The following is a 20,728-nucleotide window of genomic DNA, read 5'->3' on the forward strand; positions in this document are numbered from 1 at the left end:
CGGCACGCCGCCCGCCGCACCGTCCTCGGGGAGTGCCCCGGGCGCGTCCTCGCCCTGAGCCGGGCTCTCGCCCCTGCGACCTGCCATGCGCGTACCTTTCACCGACGGAAGCGACGCCCCGGACGATCTGGCGCACCGCACTCAGGGAGACGACCCGAACCGCTCCCTGGTTGTACGTACGAAGGTCGGTACAGACCGACCATCGTGGCTTCCGATCATATGGAGATCGAAGGTGATCACCGACCCCCGGTGCACCAACCACCCCGGCGGTCACGGGACGATCCCGTCACAGAACATCCGAAAAGGGCTGATTCCGGCGGGCTCCGGCGCCGGCCCGGGCGGGCCGGTGCGGAGGTCGGTCGGGGCGGGGCGCGACGGGCTCAGAGCCAGCCGCGCCGGCCGGCGAGCAGACCGGCCTCGAAGCGGCTGCGGGCGCCGAGCCGGTCCATCAGGTCGGCCATCATCCGGCGGGTGGTGCGCAGCGAGATGCCGAGGTGCTTGCCGGCCGCCTCGTCGGTGTAGCCCTGGCCGAGCAGGCGCAGCAGCTCCTGCTCCTGGCGGGTGAGGCCCTCCTCGTCGCGCTCGCGCGGGGCGCCGAAGGGGGTGGCGTCGGACCAGGTCTGGTCGAAGAGCGAGACCAGGGCGGTGAGCACGCCCGGTGACGAGATCTGGACGGCACCCTTGAGGGTGTTGGCGGGGTCGATCGGGACCAGGGCGACCCGCCGGTCGATGACCAGCATCCGCAGCGGCAGCGCGGGCACGGTGCGCACCTCGCAGCCGAGGCCGGTGAGCCACTCGGCGTGCAGGACGGTGGCCCGGTCCTTGCGCACCGCGTCCAGGTAGACGGTGCGCATCGACACCCCGCGGGCCAGCAGCTCCTCGTTGTCGGGGCGGCTGGCCTGGAGGGAGGCGGCGGGCCGGGCGCGGCCGGGCGCGAAGGTGAGCAGTTCGTCCTGGACCGAGCTGACCAGCTCCTCCATCCGCGCCGCCACGGTGGCCATGCCGAGCAGTCGCTCCAGCTGGCTGTCCTCGGCCGACTCGTCGCGGAACTGGGCGAGCATGCCGGAGATCTCGGCCTGGCGCCGCTCGAACTCCAGCTGGGCGCGCTGCTGGACGGATTCGTAGTACCGCAGCAGGGCCGGCAGTCCGACCCGCGGGTCGACCGGCCGCAGGCCGCCGGAGGGCGTGCCCGGGGCCTCGACCTCGGAGGGGCGGAGCAGCCGCAGGTCGGCGAGCTGGTCGAGCGCGGCACGGACCTGCGCCCCGCCGAGGCCGAGTCTGTCGGCCAACCCCTCGACATCCAGCTGAGGATCCGTCAGCATCAGTCGATAGACCGCCTGCGCGGCATCGTCGATCCCCCGCGTCATCGGCGCACCACTCCCCCGCAGCCGGTACCGGTTTTCCGGCGCTCGGCCGGACAAGTCCGCTGCCCGATCATGCCAGGACGGGCAGGTCAGGACAACTGCGGAAGCGTTTCTTTCGGGGCTCCGGATCGACCGGCCGGGATAAGGGTAATGAGAAGGCAATGGCACCAAGGTGCCACCGCGATCTTCCTGCCGCCCCGAACACCTTCCGGCGGCCCTCGGCATCCTCCAGACTTTCGGTTGTCGGGAAGCCGCGAGCTCCCCGACCGGGCCCGCCGATGATTACGGACCGTCATCACCGACGGCCGACCGATCAGGTCGGTGAATTGGCCGGCACCCGCTTCCGCACCGCACTTCGTCCTGGGGGACCCTCATGCTGCTTTCCTACCGCAAGCTCGCCTGTACCGCCGCCGTCTCCGCCGTCGCCGCCGCCTTCGCCGGTGGCGTCCTGGCCGGTGCCGCGTACGCCACGCCGGGCTCCGCACCGGCCGTCGGCCCGGCCACGGCCTCGGTGCAGCAGTTCACGAACGGCCTCACCGCCCACCTCCGCGCGTCCCGGTCGGAGATGCTCCAGGGTGCCGCGACCCCGGCCGACTGGCACTGGAACTGACGGCCGCTTCCGCAGGCCACGGCACCTGACGCCGTCCCCGCCACCACCGGCCGACGAGCAGTCCGGCCGGACGGCGGGGAAGGCCCGTCGGCGGAACTCCGGACCGCCGCATAAATTGAACGTGCAACAATCCGCCAGGAGCGACAGTGCCGGTTATCGAACCGATCGTGCTGGACTTCTTCGGCTCGGAGATCGCCCTCGTCCAGGCCGACCGCGACGAGATCTCGTTCCATTTCGGGCCGCACCTCACCGGGATTTCCCGGGACCCCGACCAACTGCGGGTGGAATTCTCCCGTTCACCGGGGAAGGACGCGCCCGGCGATTTCCTGGTGCGCCGCAGTGACGGAACGCCATTGCTGCGCCGCACCTTCCGGGGCTGGGGCAACGTCCCGGGCGCGGTGCCGCCGTTCGCGGCCCTCCAGGACCGGTTCTGCCTGGCCCCCGCCGTGGTGCTGGCCAAGGGCGGCGCCACCGTGGCGCTGCTCGGCGGACCGTACTCGGAGCAGGCCAACGTGGGCGCCGCGCTGGCGCAGCGCTCCTGGGAGTTCGTCTCCGGACGGCTGCTGGTGCTGGACCGCCGCACCGGGCACGTCCTGCCCTACCTCGCGCCGCTGGAGGCGCGCGGGCCGGCCGCGGCCTGGCTGCGCGGCGCCGGACTGCCGGACGGCACCTGGCGCACCGTCACCTCGCCGGTCGGCGGCGAGGTCCTGCTGGTGCGGCCGGAGAGCCTCGGGCCGGTCGTCCCGGTCCGGGCCCGGCTGGCCCCGCCGGCGCTGGTCCGGCTGTGCCGCAGCGACGACGAGGAAGTGCGGCTGGCACCATGGGAGTTCACCACCAGGACCTGGCCGGCCGGGTCCTCGGGACTGCTCGCCGACGCACCGACCCACTGCCTGCACCTGCCCGGCGTGAGCGGGGCGGAGGAGGCCGCCGGACTGATCGATCACGCCATGACCAAGGAGAAGGACGACTCGTGCCTCGACGTACCGGCTATGCCATCGGCGCACCGTGCTGGGCTGACTGCATCACTCCTGATCTGAGCGGCAGCCGGGAGTTCTACTCGGCGCTGTTCGGCTGGGAGTTCGTCACCGAGTCGCCGGACTACCAACTGGCCGTGCTGGGCGGGGAGGTCATCGGCGGGTTCGGCGCCGCACCGGTCGGGCTGCCGCCGCAGGCCGCGTGGAACGTCTACCTGGCGACCAAGGACGCGGAGCACTGCTGCGTCCAGGTCGGCCGGCTGGGCGGACGCGTGGTGATGCCCCCGGTGCCCGCCGGGGAGAACGGCCGGCTGCTGCTCGCCGTCGACTCCTCCGGGGTCACGGTCGGCTTCTGGGAGGGCGCCCGGGCCGAGGGCGTGGTGCTCGCCGACGAGCCGGGCGCGATCTGCGGCCACGAGCTGCGGGTGCCGTCCGCCGTCCAGGCCGAGGCGTTCTACGGGCCGCTGTTCGGCTACCGGCTCGGCACGGAGGGGGAGTTCACCCTGGACGGCTCCGCCCACGCCCGCGTGGTGGAGAGCGACCAGGGCCGTCCGTGCTGGCTGCCGCACTTCGGCGCGGCCGACCCGGCGGACGCCGTCCACCGGGCGGTCCGGCTGGGCGCCCGGCTGGTGCGGCCGGGCTCGGACGAGCCGCCGGTCCTGCGGGACCCGTGGGGCGCGGAGTTCGGGCTGGTGGCGGCGGGCTGAGCCGGCCGGGCGCGTCGGACGGCCCGCCCGGCCCGCGGCCACGGTCACAACGCCTTGACCGCGGCGCCCAGTTCGGGACGGCCCTTGATCGCCAGCTTGCGGTAGATCCGGCCCAGGTGGGTGTCCACCGTGCGCTTGCTGAGGCAGAGCCGCTCGGCCACCTCCAGGTTGCTCAGGCCCTGCAGCACCAGCTCGGTGACCCGGCGTTCGCTCGGGGTCAGCCGGACCGGACCGGCGTCCCGGGTGCCGATCGCCGGGCCGCCGCGCTCCTCGGCCGGGCGCGGCCGGGCGTCGCCGCCGGGCAGCGGGTCGGCCGCGATGGTCCGGGCGGCGGCGTGCTCGCCGAGCGCCTGGTAGGCCTGGGCCGCGTGGGCGCGCCACGGCACGCAGGCCGGATCGGCCACGCCGCGGGCGGCCAGCTGGTGGCCGCACTCCAGGAAGAGCCGCAGCGCCTGCTGGTGGTCGCCGCGGTGCGCGGCGACCAGGCCGCGGGCCTCCAGCAGCACCGCGCGCAGCAGCGGGTGCGCCTCGGCGGGCAGGTCGACCCCGGCCAGCGCGGCGGCGTCCACCGGCAGGCCGCGGCGCAGCCGGGCCCGGACGGCCAGCGCCAGCGCGGCGCCCGCGAGGTCCTCGGCCCGGATCTGCCGGGCCAGGTCGGCGGCCTGCTCGGCGTCGGCGAGGGCGGCGTCCGGCCGGCCCTGCCGGTGGGCGATGTCGGAGCGGGCCAGCAGGGCGAGGGCCAGTTCGCCGCGGTGGTTCCAGCGCCGGGCGGAGCGGACCGCCCGGCCGGCCCAGGCGGCCGCCTCGTCCAGCCGTCCCGTCCAGGCGTAGGCCATCGCCGCGCCCAGCACCTCCGTACCGGCCTCGGCGGGCGAGACCCGGCGCACGCAGCGCCCGGCCAGCCGCACCGCCGTACGGGGCTGGCCCCCGGCGGCGGCCAGCGCGGCCAGCGCCCCGAGCAGGGCGGTGCCGGCGGGCTCGGCCGGCTCGGCGCGCAGCGCGGCCAGGGCGGGCCGCAGGGCGGTGCGCCGGCCGGTGAGGGCGGCCTGGGCGGCGAGCGGCAGCAGCAGTTCGGCCGGGGGGCCGGGGGTGGCGGCGAGCGCCGCGGCGGCCTCGGCGAACGGGACGGCGGCGGCGCCGGCCGAACCGAGGGCGAGCACCGGCCCGGCGCACGGCCGGAGCACCCCGGCCCGTTCGGCCGGGTCGGGGGTGGCGGCGAGGCCGGCGGCGCAGCGGGCGGCGGCGGCCACGTCGCGGTGGAGTTCGACGGTGCCGAGCTGCCCGGTGAGCGAGCGGACCAGCTCCGGATCGGCGGCGTCGGCGAGGGCGCGCTGGAGGTAGCGGGCGGCGTCGTCCCAGTGGCCGTCGGCGGCGGCGTCCCGGGCGGCGGTGCGCAGGACGGGGACGGCCCAGTCCAGCCCGGTGGTGCCGGAGGACATCAGGTGTTCGGCGGTGCGGGCGGCGGGGGCGCCGAGCCGGGCGAGCAGGGCGGCGGCCCGCTCGTGCAGGGCGACCAGGACGCGCGGGTCGGTGCGGGCCAGCACGGCGGTGCGGACCAGCTCGTGCCGGAAGGTCTCCGGCGGGCCGGGTTCGATCAGGTCGGTGCGGTGCAGCGCCTCCCGGGCCTCGTCGGCGAGGAGTTCGCCCTGGCCGGTCAGCAGGGCGGCGGTGGCGAGGTCGGCCCCGGTGCCCAGGACGGCGAGGCCGGTGAGCAGTTCGGCGGCCCGGGGGTGGCTCTGCCGCAGCCAGCTGAGGGTGGTGTCGGCGAGGGTGCCGGCGCCGATCCGGCGGACCTTGTCGAGGTCGGGCGAGCCGGGGTTGATCCGGGCGGCGGCCAGCCGGGCGGTGAGCTCCTCGACCACCAGCGGGTTGCCGCGGGAGAGGTCGTGGCAGACGGCGGCGAGTTCCGGGTCGACCGGGGCGTCGAACTCCTCGGCGACCCGCTCGGCCACGCAGCTGTCGCAGAGCGGGCCGGGGGTGAGGGTGCGGGCGTGGCGCAGGGCGGCGAGTTCGGCGGCGAGCGGGTCGGCGGCCTCGTCGGCGGTGCTGGCGAGCAGGGCGACGGGCAGGCCGTCGAGCCGGCGGGCGAGGTAGGAGAACCACTGGCGGGACTCCTCGTCGGCCAGGTGGAGGTCGTCCACGGCCATCACGACGGGGGTCCGGGCGGTGAGCGAGCGGGCCGCGTGGAAAAGGTCGTTCAGCACCCTTTCGCGCCCGTTGCCGGCGTTTTCGGAACCCGCCGGAAGGACTCTTCCGAGGGCGCCCGGCAGATCTCCGACGAGGGCCGTCCCGGGGAATTCCCCGGGTGATTCGCCCAGGAACTGCGGACTTGGCACCCCACTGGTTGTCATGCGCATGAAGGGATCGAAGAGCTGACGCACCACGCCGTACGGAAAGTCCCGCTCGTTGTCGTGACATCGGGCCCGCAGCACCACCGCGCCCTCCGGCAGCCGGGCCAGCGCGGCCCGCAGCAGCGCGCTCTTCCCGGCCCCGCGCGCGCCCCTGACCAGCACGACCGCGGACCGGCCGGCGGCCGCCCCGGCCACCGCGCGCGCCAGCTCCGCCAGCTCCGTTTCCCGGTGCAGCAAAACTCCAGTCGGCACCGCAACCCCCCGTCGTACCCGCGTGCGGACACACCAGTATCGCCCGCCGCGCCCCCCTGTCAACGTTCCGGGCGAATACGTACCGGGATACGTACCGGCCGAACGGAATACGCAATTCCACGCGATGCGTAACTCGACGGCGCCGACGGATATGCAGTATGTACAGCCCAATTGGCGCCGTGCTCGAATACTCACGACGAACTTGTGAACACAGGGGGATGACTGATGGAGCGACCGCGGCTCAAGGCCCATTTCCTCACCGAGACGGTGGGAGAAAAGGTCTTCCTGCTCGGAGAGGGGCAGGACTACCTCGTCCCGGGGGCCGCCGCGGTGCGCCTCCTGCCCTACCTGGACGGACGGCGCACCGTCGCCGAGATCCTCCAGGCGCTGGGCACCGAGGTCCCGCTCGGCCAGGCGCTGACCGCACTGCGCCGCTACGAGGCCGCCGGGCACCTCGCCGAGGGCCGGCCCGAACTGCCGGACCACGTCCTCGCCTACTGGGACGCCCAGGGCGTCGACCCGGCCGTCGCCCTGGAGGCCGCCCGGGCCACCGAGCTGCTGGTGCTCGCCCTCGGCGCCGCCGAGGCCGCCCCGCTGGTCGAGGCGCTCACCGCCACCGGCCTGCGCGCCCGCGCCGTCACCGAGGACCAGGCCGTCACGGGCGGCCCGGACACCATGGTCGTCGCCCTCACCGACGACTACCTCGCCCCCGCCCTGGAGCGGCTGAACACCGCCCGGCTGGCCGACCGGCGCCCCTGGCTGCTCGCCAAGCCCACCGGCACCTCGCCCTGGCTCGGCCCGCTGCTGCGCCCCGACGAGACCGGCTGCTGGAGCTGCCTCGCCCAGCGGATCAGCGGCAACCGCCAGGTCGAGCGCTACCTGGCCGGCAAGCGCGGCGAGACCGTGCCGCTGCACCCCACCCGCGCCGCCATCCCGGCCGGCCCGGCGATGACCGCCCAGCTGCTCGCCACCGAGACCGCGCGCATCCTCGCCGACGAGTGCTGCTCCGCCCTCTCCGGCACCATGGTCAGCCTCGACCTCAACACCCTGCAGACCACCGAGCACACCCTGGTCCGCCAGCCCCAGTGCCCCGACTGCGGCGACCCGGCGCTGCTCACCGAGCGCAGCCCCAAGGTCGTCCTGCAGCCGAGCCCGGCCCGGCACACCACCGACGGCGGCTACCGCGTCCAGGCCCCGCAGTTCACCTACGACCGGCTCAAGCACCACATCAGCCCGCACCTGGGCGCGATCACCCGGCTCGGCGCGCACGACGACACCGGCAACGGCATCACCTACAGCTTCACCGCCGGCCACAACTTCGCCATGGTGAACGACAACATGGACCTGCTGCGCCGCAACATGCGCGGCCAGAGCGGCGGCAAGGGCCGCTCCGAGATCCAGGCCAAGGTCAGCGCGATCTGCGAGGCGATCGAGCGCTACTCGGCGGTCTGGCGCGGCGAGGAGCCGGTGGTGCGCGCCGCCTACCGCGACCTCGACCCGGCCGTCGCCGTCCACATGGACGCCCTGCTCCAGTTCTCCGACACCCAGTTCGCGAACCGCGCCGAGTGGAACGCCGACCCCAAGCACCGGCTGCACCTGGTGCCCGACCCGTTCCCGGTCGACGCCGAACTGGACTGGACCCGCGCCTGGTCGCTCACCCACGACGAGGAGCGGCTCGTCCCCTCCGGCTACGCCTGGTACGGCCACCCCGACCTCCAGCAGCACTTCTACTGCGTCGGCGACTCCAACGGCTGCGCCAGCGGCAACACCCTGGAGGAGGCGATCCTCCAGGGCTTCTGCGAGGTCGTCGAGCGCGACGCGGTCGCCCTGTGGTGGTACAACCGCACCGCCCAGCCCGAGTTCGACCTCGACTCGCTGAACGACCCGTACGTGGACACCATGCGCGCCTTCTACGCCTCGGTGGACCGCGAGCTGTGGGTGCTCGACCTCACCTCCGACCTCGGCGTGCCGGTGTTCGCCGCGATCTCCCGGCGCGTGCACGAGGTCGAGGACATCATGGTCGGCTTCGGCGCCCACCCGGACCCGCGGATCGCCGCGATCCGCGCGCTCACCGAGGTCAACCAGTTCCTCCCGTTCATCGACCGGCGGGACGAGAACGGCGACACCCTCTACCGCACCGACGACCTGGAGACCCTGGAGTGGTGCCGGACGGCCACCGTCGCGGACGAGCCCTGGCTGCTGCCGGGCCGTGACCTCGCCGCCACCACCCTGGCCGACTTCGCCCCGCTCGACGGTGACGACCTCGCCGGACACGTCCGGGACTGCGTCGACCGCGCCCGCCGGGCCGGGGTCGAGGTGATCGTGCTCGACCAGAGCCGCCCCGACCTCGACCTCGCCGTGGTCAAGGTGATCGCCCCCGGCATGCGCCACTTCTGGCGCCGCCTCGCCCCCGGCCGGCTCTACGACGTGCCGGTCCGCCAGGGCCGACTGGCCGCTCCGCAGACCGAGGAGCAGCTCAACCCGAAGAACGTCTTCTTCTAGGAACGGCCGGGTACCGACGCGATGACCACCGCCCTTGACCGGATCCACCTGCCCGCCGCCGCCCGTACGGTGCGCCGGCTGCGGCTGCGCCCCGACGGCGCGTTCGCCCCGCTCGGCCCGAGGGCCGTCCGGCTGACCGCGCCGGTCGGCGCGCTCGACCTGCCCGACCTGGCGCCCGGCGCCCGGGAGGCGGTGGCCGCGCTGGCCGCCGGGGAGCACACCGAGGAGGAGCTGGCCGCCCTGGTCGCGGCCCGGGACGGCGACACCGGGCTGCTGCGCTGGCAGCTGGCCCGCCGCCGGCTCGGCACGGCCGGGATGCTGGAGCACTCCGTGCACCTGGCCGTCGACGGCCCGGACGGCACCGCCGGCACCGAGGAGCCGCTGGCCCGGCTGCGCCCGGTCGGCCGGGGCGCCGCCGAGCCCGGCCCCACCCCGGACCCGACCGGGCAGGTGAAGCTGTCCCGCTTCGCCACCGCCGCGGTCGAGGACGGCGCCCTGCTGGTGCGCTCCCCGGGCAGCCCGCTGGCCGTCCAGCTGACCACCCGGGCGGCCGGCCTGCTGGCCGCCCTGGCCGGCTGGACCAGCCCCGCCGCGCTCGCCCAACTCCCCGGCGCCCTGCCGCTGGACGCCGTCCGGCAGACCCTGCGGCTGTTCGCCGCCGCCGGGCTGCTGGCCTACGGCGCCCCCGGCGCCGAGCCCGAGGCCGAGGAGCAGCGGTTCGCCCAGTGGACCGCCGCCGACCTGGCCTTCCACTCCCGCACCCGGCGGCCCACCAGCGTGGCCGGCTACGGCGGCACCTACCGCTTCGGCGACCGCTTCGCCCCCGAGCCCGCCTCGCCCGCGCCGTTCGCGGGCGAGAAGGTCGCCCTGCCCGTCCCCGACCTGGACGAACTCACCCGCACCGACCGGCCGTTCACCGAGGTGCTGGAGCAGCGCCGCTCGGTGCGCGACCACGACGAGCAGGCGCCGATCACCCTGGAGCAGCTCGGCGGGCTGCTCTACCGCAGCGCCCGCCGGCGCCAGACCTTCACCGGCGGGGACGGCCAGGAGCTGGCCGACCGGCCGTACCCGAGCGGCGGCGCGGTGCACGAGCTGGAGCTGTACCCGCTGGTGACCTCCTGCGCGGGCCTGGAGCCCGGGCTGTGGCACTACGCGACGGACCGGCACGAGCTGGAGCTGGTCAGCGCGCCGAGCCCGGCCACCGCCCAACTGGTCAAGAGCGCCCGCGAGTCCTGCCTGATGCAGACCGACCCGCAGGTGGTGCTGCTGGTCACCGCGCGGTTCGGCCGGGTGATGTGGAAGTACGAGACGGTCGCCTACCCGCTGGTCCTCAAGCACGTCGGCGCGCTCTACCAGACCCTCTACCTGGTCGGCACCGCGATGGACCTCGCGGTCTGCGGCCTCGGCGGCGGCGACGCGGCCGACTTCGCCGCGGCCAGCGGCCTCGACTACTTCACCGAGGGCACCGTCGGTGAGCTGGTGATCGGCAGCCGGCCGCCGACGCTGCGCCAGGACGTGGGCGTCCCACGGAGAGAAGCCAGAAGATGAAGTTCCGTTTCAAGGCGCTGCAGCGGATGCGCGAGCCGGACGAGCTCGACTCGCCGACGCTGCTCGCCGCGCCGCGGGGCTGGATCGCCCTGTTCGTCGTGATGATCACCATGGCCGCCGCGCTGCTGTGGACCTTCGCCGGGACGATCCCGATCACCGTGGACGCCCCCGGCCTGCTCACCCACCCGCACGGCACCGCGATGATCCAGAGCCCGTTCGGCGGGATGGTCCGCACCGTCCTCGCCAAGCCCTCCGACCAGGTCCGGCAGGGCCAGTCCGTGGTGCGGGTCGAGGACACCGAGGGCCACAGCCGGGAGATCACCAGCCCGTTCGGCGGGCGGGTGGTCGGCCTGTCGGTCACCGACGGCCAGGTCGTCGCCCCCGGCTCGCCGGTCGCCTCGGTCGAGCGGGTCGACGACCCGCAGGAGCGGATGGTCGCGATGGTCTTCGTACCGGCCACCCGCACCGTCGGGCTGGAGCCCGGCGACCAGGTCGACCTCAACGTGTCCACCACCCCGGCCGGCGCCTTCGGCCTGCTGCGCGGCACCGTCAGCTCGGTCAGCCCGTACGCGCTCACCCGGGAGGCCGTCTCCGGCCTGGTCGGCGGCGACCTCGCCGCCCAGCGCTACCTCGGCAAGGACGCGCCCCGGCTGGTCGTCGTCGACCTCACGCCCGACCCGAACACCCCCAGCGGCTTCGCCTGGACCTCCCAGAGCGGCCCGCCGAACCCGCTGGGCACCCAGGTCGCCGTCACCGCCACCATCAACGTCGGCGAGCAGACCCCGTTCAACCTGATCCTCGGCCGCTGAGAGGAGGCACCGATGACCGCCACCGTCCCGGAGAGCACCCGGGCCTCCGCCCCCGTGCCGGAACCGGACCCGGAGAAGCCGAAGCGCCGCCGCGGCCGCCCCACCCGGGCGGCCGCGCCGCGGCGCTGGCGGCACGCCGTCCCCACCGTCCTGCAGATGGAGTCGGTGGAGTGCGGCGCCGCCAGCCTCGCCATGATCCTCGGCTACCACGGCCGCTGGGTCCCGCTGGAGGACCTGCGCGGCGTCTGCGGGGTCTCCCGCGACGGCGCCCGCGCCTCCACCCTGCTGAACGCCGCCCGCACCTACGGGCTCACCGCCCGCGGCTACCAGACCGAGGCCGAGAAGCTCCGCGACCTCGACGGCCCGGTCATCATCTTCTGGGCCTTCCAGCACTTCATGGTCGTCGAGGGCATCCGCACCCGGTACGGCCGCACCGTCGTCGCCGTCAACGACCCGGCCAGCGGCCCCCGGCTGATGGAGTGGGACGAGTTCGACTCCGGCTTCACCGGCATCGTGCTCTCCTTCGAGAAGGGCCCCGACTTCGAGCCCGGCGGCGACAAGGGCGGCATCGGCCCCGCCCTGCTCGAACGCCGGCTCCCGACCGGGCGCGCCATGCCGCTGGTGCTGCTCGCCAGCCTGCTGCTGGTGCTGCCCGGCATCGCGATCCCCGCCTACACCCGGGTGTTCATCGACCGGGTCCTGACCGGCAGCGGGAGCGGCTACCTCCTGCCGCTGCTGGCCGCCATGACCGGCACCGCCGTCGTCGTCTTCGTCCTGACCTCCGTCCAGCGGCACTACCTGCTGCGGATCGAGATCCGGATGGGGCTGGTCAGCTCGGCCCGGTTCTTCCGCCACCTGCTGCGGCTGCCGGTCGACTTCTTCCTCCAGCGCCGCCCCGCCGAGGTCGCCAAGCGGGTGTCCGGCAACGACGTGGTCGCCGAGATCCTCTCCCGCGACCTCGCGCTCACCGTGATCAACCTCGGCCTGGTGCTGTTCTACGCGGCCGTGCTGATCCGCTACGACATCCTGCTCGGCCTCGTCGGCGTCGGCATGGCGCTGCTCAACGTGGTCGTGCTGCAGGCCGTCGCCCGGGCCCGCACCGACGCCGTGGCCGCGCTGCGCACCGACCGCGGCAACCTCACCGCGACCACCTTCACCACCCTCTCGCTGATCGAGACCGTCAAGGCCACCGGCGCCGAGCAGGACGCCTTCGGCCGCTGGGCCGGCTTCCTCGCCAAGGTCGTCACCGCCAAGCAGAAGCTCGGCATCCCCAGCGCCGTGCTCACCGTGGTGCCGCCGATGCTCGCCGCGCTCAACAGCGGGCTGATCCTGCTGGTCGGCGGCCAGCGGGTGGTGGACGGCGCGATGAGCGTCGGCATCCTGGTCTCCTTCCAGACCCTACTGGCCGCGCTCAGCCGCCCCGTCACCCAGCTCACCAACCTGGGCGGCCGGCTCCAGGACGTCACCGCCGACATCAAGCGGCTGTACGACGTCGAGCGCTACCCGGTGGCCGCCGCCTTCGCCCGGCCCGAACCGCCCGCCGGGCCCAAGCTCGACGGCACCCTGGAGTTCGAGGACGTCCGCTTCGGCTACAGCCCGCTCTCCGAGCCGATCATCAAGGACCTCAGCCTGACCGTCGTCCCCGGCCGCCGGGTCGCCGTGGTCGGCGGCTCCGGCAGCGGCAAGTCCACCCTGGGCCGGCTGCTCACCGGCCTGTACGCCCCGTGGTCCGGCCGGATCCTGCTGGACGGGCGGCCGCGCGAGGAGATCTCCCGCACCGTGCTGGCCTCCTCGCTGGCCTACGTCGACCAGGACATCTCGCTGTTCGAGGGCACCGTCCGGGACAACCTGACGCTCTGGAACGAGGACGTCCCCGACGAGGCGGTCACCGCCGCGCTGCGCGACGCCGCCGTCTTCGACACCGTGATGACCCGCCCCGGCGGCATCCACAGCCCGGTCCTGGAGGGCGGCCGCAACTTCAGCGGCGGCCAGCGCCAACGGCTGGAACTGGCCCGGGCGCTGGCCGGCGAGCCGACCCTGCTGGTGCTCGACGAGGCGACCAGCGCGCTCGACCCGGAGACCGAGCGGGTGATCATGGACAACCTGCGCCGCCGCGGCTGCGCCTGCCTGATCATCGCCCACCGGCTCTCCACCGTCCGCGACGCCGACGAGATCATCGTGCTGCACGAGGGCTCCATCGTCGAACGCGGCACCCACGACGAGCTGTTGGCGCTCGGCGGGCACTACACGGCGCTGATCGAGTCCGCGCGCCGCGAGGAGGAGGACGAACTGTGAGTCTGTCCACCGAGGCGTTCTCGCCCGTCCTCACCGGGGCGGCCGAGTCGCGCTCCGACCGCTACCTCGTGCTGGACGACCCCGGGCAGCTGCTGCTGGTCCGCTCCGGGGCCGTCGACCTGTTCGCCGTCCACCTCGACTCCGGTGCGCCCCGGGGGCGTTGGCACTTCCTCTGCCGGATCGAGGCGGGCACCCTGGTGCCCGGCGCGGCCGCCGACGGGGCCCGCCGGGGCATCGTCGCCCGCCCGGTGCTCGGCGCCGACGCGGCCTTCCTCGCCGCCTCCCGGGTCGAGGCGCTGTCCGCCGACCGGAGCCGGGACCAGGACGGACCGCGGCTCGCCGCCGACCAGTTCCTGGCCGGCCTCGCCCGCGGCCTCACCGCGCTGGCCGGCGCGCTGCGCGACACCCTGCCGCCGCGCGAGTTCACCCCGCTCGACCCGGCCGGGCCGACCGCCCTCAAGAAGGGCCAGGCCCTGCGCTCGGTGGACGGCCTCCAGTGGGTGCGGGTCGAGCAGGGCGGCGTCGAGGCGCCCGAGGGCGCGAGCGGCGAACTCACCGAGGGCGCCGAGGTCCTGCTGACCGAACGGGACTGGCTGGTCGCCGCCGGCCCGGCCACCGTACGGGCCCGCTCCCCGCGCGAACTGCTCGACCGGGGCGGCCTCTGGGAGCGTCTGGCCGACCACTGCGGGCGACTGCTGGACACCGTCGACCGCCGGATCGAGGGCCGCCGCGGCACCGAGACGGAACAGATCGCCACCCGCCAGGAGCGCGACGCCGGCACCCTCGCCGACTCCGCGCGCGGCTTCGAGACCATCCTGCGCGACACCTCCTCCCGGCTGCGGATCGGCGACGCCACCGGCGACGAGCCCACCCTGGCCGCGGCCCGGCTGGTCGCCGCCCACGAGGGCTTCGGCGTCACCGCCCCGGTGGCCGGGACCGGCCACCACCACCGGCTGGACCGGCTCCAGGCGATCGCCCTGGCCTCGCACGTGCGCACCCGCTCCGTCCGGCTGGACGGCACCTGGTGGCGGGACGACCTCGGCGCGATGGTCGGCTACCGCAAGGCCGGAGCGCCCGTCGCCCTGCTGCCGCTCGGCACCGGCTACGTGCTCGCCGAGGGCGGCGCCGTCACCCCGCTGACCCCGAAGCTCGCCGCCGAACTGCAGAACAAGGCCACCGTGCTGTACCGGCCGCTGCCCTCCGCCGTCCGGTCCGTCTCCGCCCTGCTCCGCTTCGGCCTGCGCAACAACCGCCAGGACCTGTGGATGTTCACCGGGATGGCCGCCCTGGTCGCGCTGATCGGGCTGCTCGTCCCGATCATGACCGGCGAGGTGCTGGGCACCTTCGTCGCCCATGCCCAGCGCAACCTGATCACCGAGGGCGCGCTGGTCGTGATCGGCTCCGCGATGGCCGTCGCCGCCCTCTCCATCGTGCAGAACATCGCCGTGCTGCGGATCGAGAGCCGCTCCACGGCCGCGATGCAGGTCGGCGTCTGGACCAGGCTGCTCTCGCTGCCCGCGCCGTTCTTCGCCAACTACTCCACCGGCGAACTCGGCACCACCGTGCTCGGCGTCAGCGCCGCCCAGGAGACCCTCTCCGGGATGATGACCACGGCGACCCTCGGGCTGCTGACCGGCCTCGCCAACCTCGTCCTGGTCTACTTCTACGACCTGCGCCTGGCCGGCCTGGCCACCCTGCTGGTGCTGGTCGGCGTGGGCGTCGGCCTGGCCGCCGGCCGGCTGGAGGTCCGCTGGCAGCGCCGGCTGTACTCCCACGAGCAGGCCACCTCCGCCCGGGTCTTCCAACTCCTGACCGCCGTGCCCAAGTTGCGGGTCACCGCCGCCGAGGACCGGGTGTTCGGGGTGTGGGCCGCCGAACTCGGCAAGGGCCGCGGCCTGGCCGCCTCCTCCCGCCGGGTGCAGAACGCCGTCACCACCTTCAACGCGGGCTTCCCGCTGGTCTGTTCGGTGGTGGTCTTCGGCGTGATCGCCGGGCCGCTGGACGGCGACGTCCCGGTGCCGGTCTTCCTGTCCTTCTTCACCGCCTTCAACCTGCTGATCGCCTCCAGCCTCCAGTTCACCTCCGCGGCCGTCACCGCCATGGGCGTGGTGCCGATGCTGGAACGGCTGCGGCCGATCCTGGAGGAGAAGCCCGAGGTCGACGACAGCAAGGCCGACCCGGGCGACCTCTCCGGGCGCCTCGGCCTCAGCCACGTGACCTTCCGCTACGGGGAGGACGGCCCGGCCGCCCTCCAGGACGTCACCCTCGCCATCGAGCCCGGCGAGTTCGTCGCCGTGGTCGGGCCGTCCGGCAGCGGCAAGTCCACCGTGCTGCGGCTGCTGCTCGGCTTCGAGCGCCCCGAGAGCGGCACCGTGCTCTACGACGGCCAGGACCTCGGCGAGCTGGAGGTCTCCGCGGTCCGGCGCCAGTGCGGGGTGGTCCTGCAGAACGGCGCCCTGCTCGCCGGGGACATCAAGGCCAACATCGTCGGCTCCACCAACCACACCCTGGACGACGCCTGGGCCGCCGCCGAGATGGCCGGCATCGACAAGGACATCGCCGCCATGCCGATGGGCATGAACACCGTCCTGTCCGAGGGCACCAGCACGCTCAGCGGCGGCCAGCGGCAGCGCCTGATGATCGCCCGGGCCCTCGTCTCCCGGCCCCGCATCGTCTTCTTCGACGAGGCCACCAGCGCCCTGGACAACCCGACCCAGCGGCTCGTCACCGAGTCCACCCGAAGACTCAACGCCACCCGGGTGGTGATCGCCCACCGACTGTCCACGGTCGCCGAGGCCGACCGGATCATCGTGATGGACCAGGGCCGGGTGGTGCAGCAGGGCCGGTACGAGGAGTTGTTGGCCGACCGGGACGGGCTGTTCGCCCGGCTGGCGAGCCGACAGATGTAGCAGTTGGACGGAGAAGAGAGAACGATGGAATACACCCTGCTCATTCACGGCGACGAGCGGGTCTGGAACGGACTGAGCGAGGCCGAGCAGGCCGAACTCGACGCCGCCCACGCGCGGTTCGGCCGCGCCCTGCACGACGCGGGGGTGACGGTGCGGTACGGCGGCGGCCTGCGCCGCAGTTGCAGCGCCCGCCTCGTCGTGCCCGGCGGCAACCCCGGCGGCCCGCAGACCCCGGTCTCGGACGGCCCCTACCGCGAGGGCCACGAGCACCTCGGCGGGCTCTGGGTGATCGACGTGGCCGACGAGGCCGAGGCGGTCGCCTGGGCCCGCTGGATGCCGGCCGCCCCCGGCGACCTGGTCGAGGTCCGCCCGGTCCGGGTGACCTGATCCCCTTCCGCCCCGGTCCGTACCGCGCCCCGTCGAGCAACTGCCGCCGGGGCGCGGCCCGTTGGGTCCGTGGACGGATCGTCAAGAAGTGCACCCGACAGTGCAATGGCTTGGCCAACCTTCCCCCTGATCCTCTTGCCCCGGTCATGACAGTCAGCTCAAGCTGTACTGCCACCCGCCAACGGCCGCCCCCACGGCCCTCGTTGGCGTGTGCGCTCCTGTTCGTCCCCTCACGAAGGAGCCACCATGCGCAGATTCCTGGTCCGCGTCGTCACCCTCGCGGCCGCCGCCACCTCGCTGGCCGCCCCCGCCGCCCCCAGCACCGCGGCAGCCGTCCAGGGGCTCGCCTTCCGCCCCCTCTCGTACAACACCAACGGCTACAACTGGGGCGGTTACGCCGCCCAGGGCAGCGGTTTCAGCTCGGTCGCGGCCTCCTGGACCGAGCCCGACGCGACCTGCAACTCCAGCAACGACCTCTACGCCCCGTGGGTCGGCATCGACGGGTACGGCTCCTCCAGCGTGGAGCAGACCGGCGTCGCGACCGACTGCTCCAGCGGCAGCCCGGTCAACCAGGCCTGGTACGAGATGTACCCGGCCGCCCCGGTCTACCTGAGCCTCAGCTCGTACCCGGTGTCGGCCGGCGACCACATCAGCGCCTCGGTGACCTACGCCGGCAGCAGCCGGTACACCCTCAAGCTGACCGACTCCTCCAAGGGCTGGACCTACACCACCACCAAGTCCACCAGCGCCCAGCGGACCAGCGCCGAGGTCATCATCGAGTCGCCGACCGGCGCCTACCCCGACTTCGGGACCCTGAACTTCACCTCGGCCACCGTCAACGGCAAGTCCCTCGGCTCCGCCGGCCCGGTCGCCCTCGACCCCAGCTCCAACGCCGGCTACGAGGCCACCACCGGCGGCCTCGGCTCCGGCGGCACCAGCTTCAGCGAGACCTTCCTCCAGGAGTAGCGCCCCCCGGTACCGGAGCGGGAAGTCGGTGGGGCCGACTTCCCGCTCCTCGGGCTTTCAGGCAGTGGCGACGGACCGCGGGGCGAGCTGCGCCACCACCGCGGCGGCGAGCGCCAGGCACCCGCCGACCACCATCACCGCGGACGGCGACCAGGCGTCGACGACCGCGCCGCCGGCCAGGGCGCCGAGCGAGATCGTGGCCTGGAAGGAGGACGTGAACACCACCGTGGCCGCCTCCGGCGCCTGCGGGGCCGCGCGGACGAACCAGCTCTGGACGCAGACCGGGACGGCGCCGTAGGCGAGGCCCCACACGACGAGCAGCGGCACCGCCCCCGTCAAGGACCTCCCGAAGGCCGGGAGCAGCAGGACGGCGGCCGCGAGCAGGCCGGTCGCGAGGGTGAGGGCGGCCCGGCTCCGGCCCGCCCGCAGTCCGCCGGCGAAGTTGCCCGCCACACCGGCGACCCCGTAGACCAGCAGGAGCGCGGAGACGGCCCCCGGCCCGGCGTGCGTCACGTCCTCCAGGAACGGCGTGACATAGGTGTACGTGCCGAAGTGGGCGGTCACCAGGAGGAGGGTGACGGCGAGGCCGGCGAGGACGGGCCCGGTGCGGAGCAGCCCGCACAGCACGGCGGGGCGGGTGGGCGTCTGCGGCGGCAGCGGGGGCAGGGTCACGGCGAGGGCGGCGGCCACGGCGAGGCTCAGCAGCGCCATGGCCGCGAACGCGGCCCGCCACCCGGCCAGGTGGCCGAGGAGGACCCCGGCGGGTACGCCGAGGACCGACCCCAGCGGGACCGCCGAGAAGATGACGGAGTTGGCCCGCCCCTGCCGCCGCACGCCGACCAGGCGCGGGGCGAGCCCGGCGCCGAGCGACCAGAACGCGCCGATGACGACCCCGAGCACCACCCGGGCGGTGAGCACCGCCCAGTAGCCGGGGGCGAGCGCGGTGAGGAGGCCGGCGAGGGCGAGGGCGAGCATGAGGCCGCAGAGCACCGCGCGCCGGTCGGCCCGCCGGACGGCGACCGTGACGGCCGGGGCGGCGACGGCCGCGACGGCGCCCGGCAGGGTCATCATCAGCCCGGCGGTGCCGTCCGAGATCCGGAAGGTGGCGCCGATCGGGGTGAGCAGGCCGACCGGCAGGATCTCGGTGGTGACGATGGCGAAGATCCCCGTCGTGACGGCGACGACGGCCGGCCAACCCCGTTCGGGCGCAGGGGCGGTGGCGGGCGGGGTGGGGTGGAGGGTGGTGGACACGCGACCAGTCCAGCAGCGGTCCGGCCCCGGGGCTGGCGTGAATGCGACCTGGACGGTCGGGGGTTCGGGCGAGGACGGTTCAGGCGAGGTGGGCGGCGAGCAACTCGGCGCAGGCGTCGGGGCGTTCGAGCAGCGGGAGGTGGCCGGTCTCGGCCAGGGTCGCCAGCCGGCAGTCCGGGACGGTGTCGCGCAGCAGTCGGGCGTTGCGGGTGAAGGCGGGCATGTCCTCGTCGCCGAGGACGACCAGGGTGCGGGCGGTGATCCGGCGCAGGTCGTCCACCGTGTGCCGGTGGGCGGTGAGGGCGTCCATGGCGCGGTTGCCGAGTTCGGCCCAGCTGTGCCGGGCGACCACCTCCCGCAGGGCCGCGCGGAGTTCGGGGTGGCGCCGGGTGCCGGTGAAGATGTCCGGCGGGGACTGCATCCAGAGGTCGGCGAGCTGGTCGCCGGGGCCGACCATGCGGTGGAGCATGGACAGCTGCTGGTAGCGGACCCGGGCGGAGTCCTCGTTGGGGGTGCCGGCCAGGGTGGGGGCGGCGAGGACCAGGCGGTCGAGCGACCCGGGCTCCTGGAAGGCGAGTTGGAGGGCCGAGACGGAGCCGAAGGAGAGGCCGACCAGTCGGCGGGCGCCGGTGTCCGCCGCCACCTCGGCCAGTTGCCCGGCCAGGGCCGGGAGCGTCAGCCCCGGCAGGAGCGGGGCGGAGCCGCCGTGGCCGGGCAGGTCGACGCCGATGTGGGTGAAGCCGGGGAGGCGGTCCCACAGCGGCTGCCAGGTGGTGGAGTCCATGGTGTAGCCGTGGATCCACAGCACGGCCGGGCCGTCGCCCTGGCGGTGGAGGTGCAGGTCAGTCGTCAAGTCGGGCTCCGAAGTCGGCGCAGAAGCGGCGGAAGGCGAGCACCGGCTCGTCGCGGGCGTCGTAGCGCGGGGTCATGGTGTGGTCCAGGTGCTCCCAGACCACCTTGTCCTCGGCGAGCGCCTTCTCACTGCCGCCGAGCAGGGCCGGCAGCGCCGCCCGCTGGTCCTCGCGCACGCCGATGGCGACCCGGGCGACGCAGCCGCCGTCCCCGGTCGGGACGGAGCCGGTGACGATGACCTGCCGGGTCTCGGGCGGGCCGAACTCGGTGACCACCACGTGGGGGCTGAACGCCTGGGCGTGGAAGCGCGGCTTGAAGTCCCAGCGGACCCGGCCGGTGCGCACCGCCTCCCAGCGGATCTCCTCCAGCGTGCGGGCGTCCTGCCAGGGCGAGGTCTGCATCAGGAACTCGCCCTCGATGACGAGCTCGCCGTGCTCGCCCGCCCGGGTGGCCATCCCCCGGTTGCCGGGGACGCCGTGCACGGCCTTGAAGTGGTCCGGGTCGAAGGCGTTCTCGACGACGTACTCGGGCGGCACCGCGACCGGCAGGGCGACGGCCGCGACCAGCGGGTACTCGTCCTGCCAGCCCCGGACCGCCCGCTCGAAGCCGCGGTCGCCGTCCGGGTGGTCGGAGAGCCGGACGAACACGGCGTCGCCCCACTCCAGCACCCGGTGCTCGGCGACGGACCAGTGCTTGGACGGGTCGCCGAGGCCGATCCGCTTGCCGTGGAAGGGGCAGACCACGCAGTCGCCCTCGCGCCGCCCGCCGTAGCCCAGGTGGGCGCCGCGGTGCGGGCAGTTGGCGTCCAGGACGCGGACCCGCCCGCCCTCGCGGACGGCGATCAGGCGGCGCGCTCCGATCGCCAACGGGGTGATGTCGTCGGCCAGTTCGGATCGGAAGGCCAGCAGGTACCAGCCGTGGTGCACGGTCATCGGGCTCACGTTCATCGAA

15 protein-coding genes are annotated in these 20,728 nt (G+C 74.5%); 10 read left to right on the top strand and 5 right to left on the bottom strand.

The features are described from left to right. Window positions 1–380: 380 nt before the first annotated feature. Window positions 381–1,367: a LuxR C-terminal-related transcriptional regulator gene (locus ACFXPX_RS34950; protein WP_375892854.1), complete on the bottom strand. Its 987-nt coding sequence runs from the start codon at window positions 1,365–1,367 to the stop codon at window positions 381–383. Window positions 1,368–1,737: 370 nt separating this feature from the next. Between ACFXPX_RS34950 and ACFXPX_RS34955 the strand changes: the two genes are divergently transcribed. From ACFXPX_RS34955 to ACFXPX_RS34965, 3 genes are all read left to right on the top strand, one after another. Beyond that, window positions 1,738–1,974, top strand: coding sequence for a hypothetical protein (locus ACFXPX_RS34955; RefSeq protein WP_375892852.1), 237 nt, complete (start codon window positions 1,738–1,740; stop codon window positions 1,972–1,974). A gap of 146 nt (window positions 1,975–2,120) precedes the next feature. Then, entirely contained in the window at window positions 2,121–3,011 is an 891-nt protein-coding gene (locus tag ACFXPX_RS34960; protein WP_380644482.1) for a hypothetical protein, read from the top strand. Next, window positions 2,945–3,655: a VOC family protein gene (locus tag ACFXPX_RS34965; RefSeq protein WP_380644483.1), complete on the top strand. Its 711-nt coding sequence runs from the start codon at window positions 2,945–2,947 to the stop codon at window positions 3,653–3,655. The genes ACFXPX_RS34960 and ACFXPX_RS34965 overlap by 67 nt, the downstream gene beginning before the upstream one ends. Window positions 3,656–3,699: 44 nt before the next feature. On the opposite strand, the gene ACFXPX_RS34970 is transcribed toward ACFXPX_RS34965, so the two are convergent. Then, complete coding sequence (locus ACFXPX_RS34970) at window positions 3,700–6,510, bottom strand: AAA family ATPase (RefSeq protein ID WP_380644484.1); 2,811 nt, start codon at window positions 6,508–6,510, stop codon at window positions 3,700–3,702. Between ACFXPX_RS34970 and ACFXPX_RS34975 the strand changes: the two genes are divergently transcribed. From ACFXPX_RS34975 to ACFXPX_RS35005, 7 genes are all read left to right on the top strand, one after another. Continuing rightward, entirely contained in the window at window positions 6,484–8,760 is a 2,277-nt protein-coding gene (locus ACFXPX_RS34975) for a TOMM precursor leader peptide-binding protein (RefSeq protein WP_380644485.1), read from the top strand. The genes ACFXPX_RS34970 and ACFXPX_RS34975 overlap by 27 nt on opposite strands. Window positions 8,761–8,781: 21 nt before the next feature. After that, window positions 8,782–10,308, top strand: a complete 1,527-nt coding sequence (locus ACFXPX_RS34980) for a SagB family peptide dehydrogenase (RefSeq protein WP_380644486.1) — start codon at window positions 8,782–8,784, stop codon at window positions 10,306–10,308. Further along, complete coding sequence (locus ACFXPX_RS34985) at window positions 10,305–11,117, top strand: HlyD family efflux transporter periplasmic adaptor subunit (RefSeq protein WP_375892844.1); 813 nt, start codon at window positions 10,305–10,307, stop codon at window positions 11,115–11,117. Before ACFXPX_RS34980 ends, ACFXPX_RS34985 begins: the two co-directional genes overlap by 4 nt. Before the next feature lie 12 nt (window positions 11,118–11,129). Next, entirely contained in the window at window positions 11,130–13,412 is a 2,283-nt protein-coding gene (locus tag ACFXPX_RS34990; protein ID WP_375892842.1) for an NHLP family bacteriocin export ABC transporter peptidase/permease/ATPase subunit, read from the top strand. Continuing rightward, complete coding sequence (locus ACFXPX_RS34995) at window positions 13,409–16,321, top strand: NHLP bacteriocin export ABC transporter permease/ATPase subunit (protein WP_380644487.1); 2,913 nt, start codon at window positions 13,409–13,411, stop codon at window positions 16,319–16,321. The genes ACFXPX_RS34990 and ACFXPX_RS34995 overlap by 4 nt, the downstream gene beginning before the upstream one ends. Window positions 16,322–16,345: 24 nt before the next feature. After that, window positions 16,346–16,708, top strand: a complete 363-nt coding sequence (locus tag ACFXPX_RS35000) for a YciI family protein (protein ID WP_375892839.1) — start codon at window positions 16,346–16,348, stop codon at window positions 16,706–16,708. Window positions 16,709–16,954: 246 nt separating this feature from the next. Continuing rightward, window positions 16,955–17,674 (top strand): G1 family glutamic endopeptidase, encoded by a 720-nt coding sequence (locus ACFXPX_RS35005; protein WP_380408583.1) that lies wholly within the window; start codon window positions 16,955–16,957, stop codon window positions 17,672–17,674. A 57-nt stretch (window positions 17,675–17,731) separates the two neighbouring features. On the opposite strand, the gene ACFXPX_RS35010 is transcribed toward ACFXPX_RS35005, so the two are convergent. The 3 genes from ACFXPX_RS35010 to ACFXPX_RS35020 form a co-directional block, all read right to left on the bottom strand. Then, window positions 17,732–18,925, bottom strand: a complete 1,194-nt coding sequence (locus ACFXPX_RS35010) for an MFS transporter (RefSeq protein WP_380644488.1) — start codon at window positions 18,923–18,925, stop codon at window positions 17,732–17,734. Window positions 18,926–19,004: 79 nt separating this feature from the next. Then, entirely contained in the window at window positions 19,005–19,778 is a 774-nt protein-coding gene (locus ACFXPX_RS35015; RefSeq protein WP_380531759.1) for an alpha/beta fold hydrolase, read from the bottom strand. Beyond that, entirely contained in the window at window positions 19,768–20,709 is a 942-nt protein-coding gene (locus tag ACFXPX_RS35020; RefSeq protein ID WP_375892832.1) for a Rieske 2Fe-2S domain-containing protein, read from the bottom strand. The genes ACFXPX_RS35015 and ACFXPX_RS35020 overlap by 11 nt, the downstream gene beginning before the upstream one ends. Between the last annotated feature and the right edge of the window lie 19 nt (window positions 20,710–20,728).

Source organism: Kitasatospora sp. NPDC059146, from assembly GCF_042786665.1.
GTDB lineage: Bacteria > Actinomycetota > Actinomycetes > Streptomycetales > Streptomycetaceae > Kitasatospora.